This window comes from Eubacterium sp. (genome assembly GCF_057858645.1).
The window spans coordinates 1-12,964 of record NZ_DBLZZO010000043.1; the positions used below are offsets into that span (position 1 = coordinate 1).

Genomic DNA, 12,964 nt, shown 5'->3' on the forward strand with positions numbered 1-12,964 from the left:
AAGAGAAACCCGACAGGGTTTATTTGGCATACAAAAAAGTAGATAATAATCGTATAGAAAAAGAGAAAAGGAAAGTTGCCAACGATTACTTGACACAAACTATAATCAAAATACTCTTGAAATATCAATAACCATCTGCTACTATAATATTACAAAAGGTACTACCGATAGACGGTTAGTCCTGATTGTTTTGGTTAAAAAAGTAACCGCCACTATTTTCAGGCTAGATGGCGGTTACTTTTTTAGTGTCTTAATATACTCAATCAATACTACAACTATAATTGATATAATCATCAATACAATTGATAAAATCTCAAAATCACTCATAAAGTGTGTCCTCCTTTCACAGATTTCCTCTTTTGAAGATTTCTATGTAATCAGAAAGTTCAGTCTTCCTGTTGGAGAACTAACCGCCTACCGTTTTTCTGGTAGTACCCACTCTGTATATTATCACATTTTATTTATCTCTGCAATATATTGTTCAGGTGTGACTATTTGTGTATAAAAAATACCTGCCACAATTCGAATGTGACAGGTATTTCAAACTGATTTTTCATTTTATATATGTTTTTTCTTTTTTATTTTACCCTTGCTAATAAAAGAATACTTATGTTGTTCTCCCTTGATGGTTTTAACTTTATGTCTTTCCTCTCAACCTAAGTATCTACCTATATAGTATCTATAAATACTAAATTATAACATCCTGGTTTCAAGTCCGTACCAATATAACCATATGCATCAGTAAAACTCTCTCCCACTGCTATATCAGGTGAATATACTGTTCCTGTTTCAACTACACTACCATTTGAATCATATAATTTCCATCCAACAGGTACATATGAACTATAATTTGATCCATTAGCATCGTAAGTTTTCTTTCCTGAAACAAATAATTTAACACTAAACTCATTATCAGAACTATAATAATCTTTTTCATATCTTACATTTGTAATAGTGTACTTTTTATATATTTTTCCAGTTGAATAATGATCCGCTCCTTCATAAGGAACTGATGGTAATGTTATTTGTAAAGTTGGCTCTTTTTCATCATCATAACTATTTGAACCGCTATTACTTCCACTATTGCTTCTACTCTTCTTATATGTAACTTTTATCTTGACTTTTTCATTGTTATAGCTATTAGTTATCACAATATATGTTGTTCCTTCATTATAACAATATAAATGAATCGGAACTCTTGTTCCATTTTCTACTCCATCATCTGCCTCAACAATATTCTCATCTTGCGAATAAACATCGATACTTGAACCTGAAGCCTTATAAAAGTTAATATAAATATCTCTAGTTCCATTTACTGTTATATTTTTACTTGATATACGATACACAGATTTAACTTTAACTTTGCAACTATACCATTTTCCATATACTTTTGCCTTTATTGTTGCTTTACCGGGTTTTTTAGCTTTAACTTTTCCTTTACTATTTACAGATGCAACCTTCTTGTTAGATGATTTCCATTTTACTTTTCCGTATGCACCTTTCATTTTAAGCTTTATTGTTCCACCTACATATAAAGTAACTTTTTTCTTGCTGATTTTAGGTCCATAAGAAGCTTTTGCACTTATGGCCGGAAGCATTGTTACCGTTAAAACAAGGGCTAACATTAATGATAATAATTTTTTTGATCCTCTCATATTTTTTCCTCCTTTTTACTCTTACATTGGATAGCTAAATTATATCATATTGTTATTGCCACTTTTTTCATGAACTGACCTTTTATTCTTACTTTTATTCCATAAATAAAAAGCAACTCAGTAGCTTTCCCCCTTTAAGTTAAGTCTACGAATTGCTTTCTAAGTAAATTTATTTAATTAAAACTTTTTACATTAAATCTTTGTTATACACTGCTCTTTCTCCGCCAATAAATTTTGGTCTAACTCTTGCAGCAAGAATGTTTGCTTCACCGATTTTGTTATGTTCCAACTTAACAGGAACGGCAACCTTCTTAATGTGCATGCCGATAAGTGTTCCACCTATGTCAATTCCTGCATCAGCTCTGATTTCTTCAACTGCAACAGGATTTGCAAATGTTTTGTATGCAGTTGTTCCAAAAGAACCACCTGCCTTTGGTTGAGGCACAACATTAACTATGTCTGAAAAAGGTACTGCATCTCTCTCAACGATAATTGCTCTGTTAAGATGCTCGCAACATTGGGCTGCTAAATATATGCCCTTTTCCTGTAAAACCTGATAAATTCCCTTAAATACAGCCTGTGCCACTTCAAGGTTTGAATTAGTTCCAATTTTGTCTCCGCAAATCTCACTTGATGAACAGCCTACTACGAAAATCTGTCCCTTTGTAAGTCCTGCTTTCTCGACAATCTCTCTTGTAACATCTTCTGCCTGTTTTGTAAGTTCAGTATACATTCTACGCCTCCTAAAGTTATAAAAAATAACTTTTTAATCTTAATATCTTTTTATATTTTATACCAATATTATATTATTTACAAATATATTTTCCTTTAATAAGAAAGTAACTCCATAATATTTTCAACATTTTCCATGTTTAATCTACTATTTATAATTACTAAGACTTTTTATATGCTTAACAAACTGTTTCTAATTACACATTTTTATATCTGGTACTCCACAATATTTCTCCCTAACGCAAAAGGAAAGGCTGAAATAAATTCAACCTTTACCTTAAAGTTTTATAAAAATGGTTCTCACCATTGGGGGACTTTATCTACACGTATTTTTTAAGTAAGTTTGGAACTTTTGCACCTTCTAAAATTCCGATTGCAATGTAACCAATTACTAAGCATGTTCCAGCCTGAATGAAGTTACTTGGAATTGAAGCTGCTGCTGCAAGTCCATATCCTAATATTGTGCTTTCATATAAGAAATAACCAAATACCATAATTAATTCTGCAACTACACCACTTACAATGTAAGCTACAACTTTGTTAATATTTGTTTTCTTAAGTGCTGTAAAAATTAAATATGCAACAAGTGCCATTAAAAACTTAATGATAAATGTTCCCGGTACATAAGTTACATACTGTGCTAAAAGATCAGCTAATGCTGAACCGATTCCTGCTGCAAGTGCTCCATAAACACCACCAATAAGCCATGCACTTAATAATACAATGCTATCTCCAATATTTACATAACCTTGAGTTCCAACTGTAGGAACTCTGATAATTGAAGTTGCAACATAAGCTAATGCCGCAAAAAGTGCTGTTAATACAATCTTTGATACTACTTTACTATTCATAATTTTCCTCCTAATGTAAGTAATTCATATATGGTTAATATGAATTTTATATCTGTTCTGATTATATCAGTATATGGTATCATTAATATAGTCATTTTATTAAAAACTTATAAGACCAGATTGTCATTGTCAAAACAACAATCCGGTCTTAATTTTATCTTATTCTTCACTATAAATAATTGCACACTTTACAGCTTTGCTCCAGCCCTTTAGTTTTTCCTGAACGTCTTCTTTACTCATCTGTGGAACAAACTCCTTATCTATTGACATGTTTCTTTTTATCTCTTCTTTGTTTTTCCAATAACCTGTGGCTAAACCTGCCAAATATGCTGCTCCCAGCCCTGTAGTTTCTATCACTGAAGGTCGCTTAACTTTCTTCTGGGAAATATCTGCCTGAAACTTCATTAACAGATTGTTAGCACAGGCACCGCCGTCTACTTTTATTGTATTAATTGGCTGTCCCATATACTGTTCCATTGCCTGTAATACATCGTTAGTCTGATATGCCAAAGACTCCAAAGTTGCCCTCACAAAATGTTCTCTGCTTGTACCTCTTGTTACTCCAACTACCATGCCTCTTGCATCCTGTTTCCAATATGGAGCACCCATCCCCGTAAATGCGGGAACTACATAGACTCCGTTTGTATCCGGAACTTTTGAGGCAACATCCTCGCTTTCTGCTGCACTGTCAACCAAATGCATCTGGTCTCTAAGCCACTGAATCGCTGCCCCAGCCACAAATACACTGCCCTCTAAAGCATACTCAACTTTATCTGTTGATGCGGCTATTGTTGTGATTAATCCATTTTTTGATTTAACAATTTTGTCACCTGTGTTTGCAAGCAAAAAGCACCCTGTGCCGTATGTATTTTTTACGTCACCTTTTTCAAAACAACACTGACCAAACAAAGCTGCCTGCTGGTCCCCTGCCACACCACTTATTGGGATTTTTGCATCTAATAGTTCCGCTGTTGTGTACCCGAAAATTCCACTTGACGGCATAACCTTTGGTAGCATTGATTTCGGTATATTTAACAGTTCAAGCAACTCTTCGTCCCACTTTAAATCATTGATATTATAAATCATGGTTCGACTTGCATTTGTATAGTCTGTTGCGTGAATTACACCGCCACTTAATTTCCACATAAGCCATGAGTCAATTGTTCCAAAAAGAAGCTCGCCTTTTTCAGCCTTCTCTCTCGCTCCTGCTACGTTATCAAGAATCCACTTAATTTTCGTTCCCGAAAAATAGGCATCAGGTACAAGTCCTGTTTTACTTTTTATTGTATCTGTCAGTCCATCTGCCACTAATTTATCCACAATGTCAGAAGTTCTTCTACACTGCCAGACAATTGCATTGTAAATTGGTTTTCCAGTGTTTTTGTCCCACACAACGGTTGTTTCTCTTTGATTTGTAATGCCTATTGCTTCAATGTCAGTTCCGTCAATTCCTGCCTCTCGCATTACCTCTCCCATTGTTAAAACCTGTGTCATCCAAATTTCTTCCGGGTTATGCTCAACCCAGCCTGCCTTTGGAAATATCTGTTCGAATTCCTTATTTGCCTGACAAATTATATTGCCTCCTTTGTCAAATAAAATTGTTCTTGAGCTTGTTGTTCCCTGATCAAGCGCCATTATGTACTTTCCCATTTTGTCCTCCATGTATGTAATTTTATTCATTTGTTTTCTATATTTTCATTATTTTCCGTACAATAATATCTCTTTTATTTTATCTTTTTTATGGCACTATTACAAGAAGTTTACAATATATCTGTGGTCAATCGAGTAGGCTGACTCCTACTCGATTGCAGATAGCAGGCATCTCAAAGCATAGCTTTTCGATGTTCTTACGCCTGACAAATGATATTTCGTGCAAGCACGATATCGCTTGTCAGGCTTTTGCTACAAAAAAAGACGCAACTTAATGCACCTTTTTACTATTTCAATGTTGGATCAACTACTTTTCCAATAAAAAGTATTTCTCCTGTTTTGTTATTTTTTATTATGTAAGCAAACGGTCTGTCCAGCAGTATTTTATTTGAACACATTCTAATTGATGTTTCTTTAACAACAGCTGCAGTTACGGCGGCCGCTTTCGTTCCGTCAGTATTCATTTCAATGGCTGTGCTATGAATTATCTCATCCACATATTTGTTACTCGAATCTGTGTCATCAAACATTGGATTTAATGCAGGTATGTATTTGTTAAAAATTTCTTTTACTCCGGCACTTACTAATGAAGACTTTATATTATTCTTCCAGGCATATTCGAATTTCGGAATTCCTATTTGAACCTGATCTTTTTTCTTTTTCTTCAAAAGTTCCTCAATATTAAGGTTTTCCAGTTTAAAACTTCCTTTTGCTTTTGGCAATATACCAATAAATGAGTATTTCTTATCTTTTTCATAAGTTTTTTCAAAAGCTAATGCATAGTCATTTTCGTAATAACTGTTGCTTTCCTCTTCCATCATTTCAACGTTTACTTTTTTTCCGTTAAATTTTTTAAATTTTTTGCTCTTAACATCTGATGTGTCAAATTTCCATGTCCACTTTCCGTTAAAAAGCGTTGCATTTAATATGTATGCATAGGCACTCTTGTCAATATTATCTATGATTTTATCAATCATGCCATCTGTGTTGTCATTCACCCATTTGTTAATTTGCTCCGCCCCTGTATTGTCAAATGGAATTTCATTAGTTGTGGCATAGTAGTATTTTTTCACTGCATTTTCAAAAGTATCACTTAGTTTTATTCCACTTTTGTACCATATTGAATTCGCTATTTTTAACGTGGAGTTATCTTTTGCGTCCATTATTTTTTTAGCATACTCGTTGTATTTATCTACTTTATTTCCGAGATATTTTTCGACTTCACTTTTTGGAGTTACATAAACCTGCTGATTTCTTTCTACATTGCTAGGACAAAAAACATTTCCTTTTGCTCCATTAAGAACCATTCCAAGAGCTATGTTTATTGAAGTAGGACTTATTAATGTATTTTTATCAGAAGCATAGTAGTCATTAATAAATATGCCCTGCTTCAACTGAGAGCCACCCACGCTCTCCCCCTTGATTTTCAATGGTTTCTTAACTTTTATTTTAATCTGGTATTTTGTCTTTTTGACTTTGGCTGTTACTGTTGTCTTGCCTGTTTTTAACCCTGTCAAAATTCCCTGCTTAGAAACTTTTGCGACTTTTTTCTTTGAGCTTTTCCACTTAATTTTTTTTGCTTTCCCCATACCTTTAAAATAAAGCTGCTTTGTTTGATATACTCGTATGGTTTTAGTTTTTTTGCTACTTTTAGTTCCTGACTTGTAGAGATATATCTTATTTGTTTTGCTTCCTTTGTTTGCAGGGCATTTTGGTGTTGTAGTTTTAGCTTTGCTTCCCTTATTTGCAGGGCATTTCGTTGTTGTAGTTTTCGTTTTGCTTCCCTTGTTTGCTGGGCATTTTGGTGTTGTAGTTTTAGCTTTGCTTCCCTTATTTGCAGGGCATTTCGTTGTTGTAGTTTTCGTTTTGCTTCCCTTGTTTGCTGGGCATTTTGTTGTTGTAGTTTTGGCATTTACATTTTGATAGTCTGCGTATGGCATTGCAGTTAAAAGCATACCTGCTACTATTATCATTGCCGTTATTTTTTTCATTGTTCTTTTCATACGATACCTCCTATTTGAATTTTACAGTATTTGATGCATACGTGCTACTCTCTTTCACTGTTCCTTTAACCGTTTTCTTGTATCTGGTTATTTTCACAACCATTTTGTATTTTCCTTTTTTATTCAATTTAAAAGTTTTATTTAGAAAAGCTATATTGCTTTTTTTCGTTTCAACATATTTTTTACATACTTTAAATCCTTTTTTGTTTTTCCGTTTTATTATTACTTTTATTTTTGTTTTGTATGTATCTTTGTAGTTGTTCTCCGAAAAAATAACAATATTGCTTTTTCCTTTTTTGTCAATTCGAAAATCCCTGTTTAAAAGAATCTGACCTAAATGTTGTTTGGATTTAGTATTTGTTATGTCCTTGTTGGTAATATTAGCTGGGATGTATTTATTATTGTTACCGTCATTATTCTTGTCATTATTACCGTTGTTGTCAATGCCACCATTATTATTCTGGTCTCCATTTCCGTCATTATTAATATCACCACTATTATTGTCGTTACCACCAATGCCACTATTATTCTTGTCACTACCATTATTGTTATTAATGTTGCTGGCAGTATTTTTGTCATTTTCCCACGGCACGACTTTTCCAACATTTAAAGGTATTGTTTTAACAACTTTTTTCTTATTGAAAATAAAACTTAATTTATACTGACCAGCTTCTTTTTTCAAAGGAATACTTGTATACTCTGTCTTTCCTTTTTGAATTTTGATTTTATTAGAAGGTAGTTTGTACCTTTTGTTCTCACTGTCAGTTAGCATTATACCTTTTAACTGTATTGTTTTTGAATTCTTGTTTTTTATTCTTATAACAATTTCAGAAGTATTTGTGTCAACATAACTGTTTATTAGTTTTATTTTTATGACATTGCTCTGTACTTTGCTAGTGCCTGCTTCTTTTGCTTTTACACTGTCAAATGAAAAAGTAAAAACAGTAGTAAATGCCAGCAAAAATATTATTAGTCCTGTAATTTTTTTCATTTTCGTGCCTCCAGTTCAGATATAATGTTTATGACAAATTCTTCGTCTGCATCTGTTCCCTGTACCTCAACTGTGTGACAATATTTGTCATCAGTGTACATGGCAGTTATATTTTCAGCTCCAAAAGATATCAAAACTTCTTTGGCACCTACTGTTACAGTTTTCGTTTTTTCAGCTTTTGCTTTAATCTTGGCTGTGTCACTTACCAAACTTTCCGTATAACTAATCGTTCCACTGTCACTTACAAAATGTTGAACCGACAATTCTTCTGAAAAATACTCGCTTTCTTTTTTGTAACCGTCAGGGGTGCTACTTATCATCATTCTGCTTCCTTTTGCAACCTTACTATTATCATTTTCAGTTTGTGCAAAGTCCACATTGATAAAATTTTCAGTTTGTGTAACTACCATCTGCCACAAATTTATGTCAAAAGCTTTTACAAAAGTAACATTGACAGCAACTAAACATAAAACGAAAGTTGCAATTTTTGAACAATATCTTGTACACCTTTCCATTATCATATTTCCGCCAAACATCTTCTGCGCCCTACTTATTCTTCTTATTTTCTTTTCAAATCTATAAGAAAAATTGTGCGTATTGATAATGTCAGGAATTTGCTCCATTGTCTCCTGATTATGTAAAACAAGTGCCTGTTTCAATACGTCATCATTTAGTTTCACTTTCATTCCTCCTCCAACATAGACTCCAACAATTTTCTTCCTTTTAAAAGTTGTTGCCTTACATTTGTTTCACTTTAACCTGTGATTTCAGCTATTTCTTTTCCCGAATATCCCATCACATACTTAAGTGTTAATAAAGACGAGTATTTGTACGGCATTTTCTCAATGGCAAATTTAACAGCATTAACCATGTTCGCCTCTGAAACTCTCACTTTTTCCAGTTCAATGTCTGTGTCCTCATCTCTCTTTTTTCGTTTGTTGTATATTTTCATAGCTTCTCTTTTTGTAATTAACACCACAAAATTTTTCGTTTCATTGCTATATGTATCAGAAATTTTCGCTATGTTTTTTGCCACACGAAGAAACGCTTCCTGAACTGCATCTTCCGCATCTCTTTCATTTTGCAAAATTTCATAAGCTATGTAAAATAACAAATTTCTATACTTGTAATATACCTGTTCAAACTTGTCTTTTTGTTCTTCATCTACTAATGCTAAATATAGCGCTATCATTTATTCCTCCGTTTTTTGAAGCTTCTATACATAATAATCCTGCGTTTTTCGAAAATGTTATTTTTTCAAAAATTTTTTCCATTTTTTTCCATTTGTTTTTTCGTTTTTTCACTGTTTTAAAAAAATTTTAGGGTGGTTGAATGCAAAACTAACTTCTGGTTTGCTTTTTCCTTTTTCGTTTTCCAGAACTACTTTCTGGTTTTGCTTTTTCTGTTTTCTTTTTATAGAACTAACTTTTGGTTTTGTTTTTTCATTTTTGTTATGCCAAACTCACTTCACTTAAATGTATTATAACAGAAAATGCCGACCACTAATGAAAGATTTGTAATCTTACATTTATGGTCGACATATAGAATTTTTACAAATAATTTTTATGGCACTTAATCTTCGTAATTAATGTAGTTTAAAGGATCTATTGGATTTCCATCTTTTGCGATTGCAAAATAAATGTTATCCCCTTCCTTTGAATAGTATCTTGTTGGTTCATTAACATACGCAATTGTCTGACCGGCTTCAACATAATCTCCTGCTGCGACTTCCGGATTAATAACCTGACCGTAAGTTGCAATGTAGCCGTTTCCAATTGCCTGATTTATGCAAATTCCCAATTCTTCATCTTCATCAAGAGTTGTCACAACCCCATCCGCTGCTGCTTTAATTGGCTCACCTTTTTTGCTTCCAATTACAATTCCAGGATTAGTTCTATATTCCCCTAAAGTTGAAAAATACACTGTACTTTCCATATCATAAGGCATTACAATATTTCCCTGAACCGGCCACAACAACTGACTATTTTTATTAAACTTCAGTTTTTTAATTTGAGCCGCAGCTTCAGATGACAAACCATACATGTATTCATCTTCTTTTACATTTGACTCTGTGTTGGCTTCAACTACCTGATTGTTTGCTACAATCTCGGTTTCACCTTCTGTACTTCCCCTATAAGTGCTATCATCAGCAACTCTGTCACCTTCAGTAGTTTCCTGAATTTTGTCCTGAGCTACCTTAACATTTTCCTCTGCCGTTGTCGCATCATTGTTTGCTTCTCTTAAATTTACAACATTGTCCCTGCCTTTTTGACCAATGAAATATGTTCCACTTGCCACAGCCGTTAATGCTACAACACAAACAATAACTGCAGTTATAAATTTCTTATCCATACTTATCACCTCACTGATAGTATGACCTGTAAAATGAAAGTTATTCAAAAAATGAAATTTTTTTCTATTTTATTATCTATTATAAAATAATTTTTTATTTTCAATTATATTATCTGCTATAAAATAATGATTTTCTGTTTTAATTATTCGTTATAAAAAGTAATCTTTTATTTTCAATTATCTACTATAGAACAGTCATAAAACTTTCGTAAAATTTCTTTCCAGTTTGCCCCTTCCTTCGCTAAATGATTTCCGAAGGATAAACTCATTCCAAAGCCATGACCTATGCCTTTTGTAGTAACTCTAATACCCTTTTCGCACTCATCAATTTGCAAACTGGTTGATTGAAGCCCCAATGCCTTAGCAAATAAATCCCCACTTATTTTCGTATCACCAATTTTTGCCCATAATAAATAACCCTGTTCATCAACATTTTTACAGTTAATAATATTAAGAAGATCCTTTGAATCCATTTTGGAATAGTCAAACTTCTCTTTTTTATCCTTATATACCACTATCCCATTTTTGTTAAGAGTATCTATAAACTCTTTTACTGTAAAATATTTTATGCCTATGTAATCGTTTTTCTGCAAATCACTTTTACACGCTACCTCCTTTAGATAACCATAGTCCTGCCCCAATATTTTTTCGCCACTTCTGGTATTGCCGTTACTTGTCAGATGATATAAAGGCAGAACAATTTTTCCGTTACTTTTTAAAACTTTCCCTCTCGTACTCTTCATTATGCTATCCCAGTAATGGAGATTTTCTTCCATACACCTACTTTTACCAAACCCTGTTAAATTATAAAAAAATCCTCTAGGAGTATTTGCTTTTTCGCCACAAAACTTTCTGTACCAAATTTCTTCCAACTTACAGTATGGAATATATGACAAACCCAGTTGCGTAGCCTCAATGCTTTGAGAATTTTTCATACAATAATATATATACGTTCTAATCACAACACTCTGTGCTTTTATTAACTCATTGGAAAACTCGCTTTTCTCCATCTGTGCCATTAAAACACATGGTATAAAGTCCTCTACATCCATTTTTATTGTATATCCGTCATTTTCAATTATAACAGTTCGTCCACTTGCGAATCTCTCGGTTGTTTCTTTATTCGCCATTTTCACTATTACTGTTATTATAACTGGAAATACAATCACAAAAACCAAAATCCACTTATATTTTTTGACCATAATTTTTTAAAGTATTTTTTTATATTATATGATTTTTTAAAATATAAATTACAAAAAATTGCTACCCCATTACAACAATGAAATAGCAATTTTATCTTTAACTGCAAATATGAATATTATCGACGCCCTTGCCTTTAACATCCCACATTACAGTGTAGCTTCGATATTTAATTTTGTCCGACCTTTATGTTGATTTAAGTATAACACAAAGATAGGTTTATTTTGTTTTGAAGGTTGTTAAGAAAATTAGTAATTAGCTTTCTTTTTTATTAATAATTCCCTATTTATTTCTTTCGATATATTTTATAGCCTTTATCAAATAACTCATCTACACTTTCCTGTCTCACAGATACTTTTCCTGTACCTCTGGTTGCATCAATAATAATAACCTTCTTTTTATCTTCACCTGCAAACTCTTTGAAAACATAACATGATTTGTATTCAGTTCTCTTATATAATTATCCTGATTGCTTTTTATCTTTCTACTACCTTCTATAAAATTTTATGTTAATTATATCTTTTTATCAATTGTATGTAAACAATTATAAAATTCTTCCATGTCCTACTCTACTTACCCTGTAATTACTGCATTATATTCCATCTAATGGTTCTCCCTAAATTTTGCAAATACCTCTGCAGCACTTCTTACATTACCTGCTTCTGCATCTGTGTATCCTCTTTGTAACTTTTCGTGAATTTCTTCATCTGTCATTATTGCAGTATTTACTGATATCGGAATTTTAGGTAATATTACTATTTTCTCCATCTTCAAACACCTCCTGTATATACATAAAGTAACGCTTTCGGCGTTATTTTACAATATTTAACAATTATATTCCTATATAAATCATTAGGAGGAAAAAACAGTGAAAACTAATAAATCACATGATATTAACGAATGTTTCTATTTATATTATAAACATAATCAAGGCAGAACTATTAAAGTTTTAGCAGAAGAGGTATCCTTAAGCGAATCAACCGTTAACAGAAGAATAAAACATGCGAAACAAATTATTGTAAATAATTATTCTGGAATGACTTTAAAAATTCCTTTAAATCATTTAAACATTGCAAAACCTAATAATTTTATACTTGCTACTAATTCTTTATATCCAACATCGCATAAAATATGTAATTTAATAATATATGATCCTTCCTATGGAGAAATAAAAATGTATGAAAACATCTATTACGATAACTCAGTAATGAAATATAAGTTTTCTCAATACTCTTTATTTTATATTATGTTGGCAGATTTATTTGCAAGAATAGATTCTAACGATAATTCAAACTTTTAAGAAATTGATTCGTCGATTGAATTGATAAGTTGAGAGGTAACTGCCAAAGAGCCTAAAATAATGGCACTAAAGAAAAAAAGTCAAACAAAGTGGTACCATTTTAGTACCACTAAAAGAAAAGGAACTTAGGAGTCTGTGAAATAAAGTCTGTAAATAGACATTCTATGATAAGTGATGGAACTGTAAGTTCATGAAATGAGCTTGCAGCTCTTGTTTATATAACTAGCATA

The 12,964-nt window shown here is 32.4% G+C and carries 12 protein-coding genes; 1 reads left to right on the forward strand and 11 read right to left on the reverse strand.

Translation table 11 applies throughout. From position 1 onward, the window contains the following. Positions 1–668: 668 nt before the first annotated feature. From ACZM4J_RS11775 to ACZM4J_RS11825, 11 genes are all read right to left on the reverse strand, one after another. A complete protein-coding gene (locus tag ACZM4J_RS11775) occupies positions 669–1,655 on the reverse strand; it encodes an Ig-like domain-containing protein (RefSeq protein ID WP_022165258.1) in 987 nt (328 codons plus the stop codon). Positions 1,656–1,842: 187 nt separating this feature from the next. Next, on the reverse strand, positions 1,843–2,388 hold the full coding sequence (locus ACZM4J_RS11780) for a TIGR01440 family protein (RefSeq protein WP_022165259.1): 546 nt from the start codon (positions 2,386–2,388) through the stop codon (positions 1,843–1,845). Between the two features lie 319 nt (positions 2,389–2,707). After that, positions 2,708–3,238, reverse strand: coding sequence for an ECF transporter S component (locus ACZM4J_RS11785; protein ID WP_022165260.1), 531 nt, complete (start codon positions 3,236–3,238; stop codon positions 2,708–2,710). Between the two features lie 159 nt (positions 3,239–3,397). Next, complete coding sequence (gene glpK / locus ACZM4J_RS11790; protein WP_022165261.1) at positions 3,398–4,888, reverse strand: glycerol kinase GlpK; 1,491 nt, start codon at positions 4,886–4,888, stop codon at positions 3,398–3,400. Positions 4,889–5,175: 287 nt separating this feature from the next. Then, positions 5,176–6,891 (reverse strand): serpin family protein, encoded by a 1,716-nt coding sequence (locus tag ACZM4J_RS11795; RefSeq protein ID WP_428244881.1) that lies wholly within the window; start codon positions 6,889–6,891, stop codon positions 5,176–5,178. A gap of 10 nt (positions 6,892–6,901) precedes the next feature. Then, positions 6,902–7,882: a hypothetical protein gene (locus ACZM4J_RS11800; RefSeq protein ID WP_022165263.1), complete on the reverse strand. Its 981-nt coding sequence runs from the start codon at positions 7,880–7,882 to the stop codon at positions 6,902–6,904. Then, positions 7,879–8,568: a hypothetical protein gene (locus tag ACZM4J_RS11805; RefSeq protein ID WP_022165264.1), complete on the reverse strand. Its 690-nt coding sequence runs from the start codon at positions 8,566–8,568 to the stop codon at positions 7,879–7,881. Before ACZM4J_RS11805 ends, ACZM4J_RS11800 begins: the two co-directional genes overlap by 4 nt. Before the next feature lie 68 nt (positions 8,569–8,636). Further along, the gene (locus tag ACZM4J_RS11810) at positions 8,637–9,074 is read right to left on the reverse strand and encodes an RNA polymerase sigma factor (RefSeq protein ID WP_022165265.1); all 438 of its coding nucleotides are present in this window, start codon (positions 9,072–9,074) and stop codon (positions 8,637–8,639) included. Between the two features lie 380 nt (positions 9,075–9,454). Further along, on the reverse strand, positions 9,455–10,234 hold the full coding sequence (locus tag ACZM4J_RS11815) for a peptidoglycan DD-metalloendopeptidase family protein (protein ID WP_117998442.1): 780 nt from the start codon (positions 10,232–10,234) through the stop codon (positions 9,455–9,457). Between the two features lie 173 nt (positions 10,235–10,407). After that, positions 10,408–11,364, reverse strand: a complete 957-nt coding sequence (locus ACZM4J_RS11820; RefSeq protein ID WP_412622824.1) for a SpoIID/LytB domain-containing protein — start codon at positions 11,362–11,364, stop codon at positions 10,408–10,410. Between the two features lie 673 nt (positions 11,365–12,037). Next, positions 12,038–12,202, reverse strand: coding sequence for a hypothetical protein (locus tag ACZM4J_RS11825; protein ID WP_158561026.1), 165 nt, complete (start codon positions 12,200–12,202; stop codon positions 12,038–12,040). A gap of 100 nt (positions 12,203–12,302) precedes the next feature. On the opposite strand from ACZM4J_RS11825, the gene ACZM4J_RS11830 reads away from it, so the two are divergent. After that, positions 12,303–12,734, forward strand: a complete 432-nt coding sequence (locus ACZM4J_RS11830; protein WP_022165549.1) for an Lrp/AsnC family transcriptional regulator — start codon at positions 12,303–12,305, stop codon at positions 12,732–12,734. The last annotated feature ends 230 nt before the right edge of the window (positions 12,735–12,964 follow it).